2 tRNA genes and 1 rRNA gene are annotated in these 693 nt (G+C 40.1%); all 3 read right to left on the reverse strand.

Going from position 1 to position 693, the window contains the following annotated elements:
- Positions 1 to 178 precede the first annotated feature (178 nt).
- Positions 179 to 252, reverse strand: a tRNA-Ala gene (locus WH267_RS25040).
- Positions 253 to 321: 69 nt separating this feature from the next.
- A tRNA-Ile gene (locus tag WH267_RS25045) sits at positions 322 to 395 on the reverse strand.
- A gap of 206 nt (positions 396 to 601) precedes the next feature.
- Positions 602 to 693, reverse strand: a 16S ribosomal RNA gene (locus WH267_RS25050); the annotation flags it as partial.

Below are 693 nucleotides of genomic sequence, written 5' to 3' on the forward strand. Positions count from 1 at the left end.
TTTTGATAAAATTTAATTTATCGATATTTTTATAAACTCGGCACTCGAAAGTGCTCGGTTATCTCTTTGTGATGTCTTTACCGTTAATGTCAATGATCTTAATTTCTTCTTGTCCAACTGATGAACGAATATTGTTTTTGGCTCTATCCGTAACTTTTAAATCAGTCTTCCAAAACTGTGGAGAATAAGGGAGTCGAACCCTTGACCTCCTGCGTGCAAGGCAGGCGCTCTAGCCAGCTGAGCTAATTCCCCCTCTAGTTGCTGTTGGCCATTTGCTTATTGCTTTATTGCCATAAGCTACTTGCCAGCCGCTTTAATTAGTAGTCTCGGGCAGGCTCGAACTGCCGACCTCTACATTATCAGTGTAGCGCTCTAACCAGCTGAGCTACGAGACTGTCTGTTAGACTAACAGATTTCAGATAATAGATATCAGATTTTTCTGACTCTTCTATCTTAATCCTTGTCTCTCTCAATCCCTTTACTAATTTCTAGTGGGTTTTGTATTTTTAATATAATCAACCAAACAAAAAACTAAAGCTTTACTTTGAACAAGTACTTTGTGTCTAGGACACTATTTTGTTTATCGTCTAAAGACGCTCTAAAATGAGATGTTCCAGCCGCACCTTCCGGTACGGCTACCTTGTTACGACTTAGCCCTAGTTACCTGTTTTACCCTAGGCAGCTCCTGTTACG

The sequence above is a fragment of the Chryseobacterium sp. MYb328 genome (genome assembly GCF_037572595.1).
Classification (GTDB): Bacteria; Bacteroidota; Bacteroidia; order Flavobacteriales; family Weeksellaceae; genus Chryseobacterium; species Chryseobacterium pennae.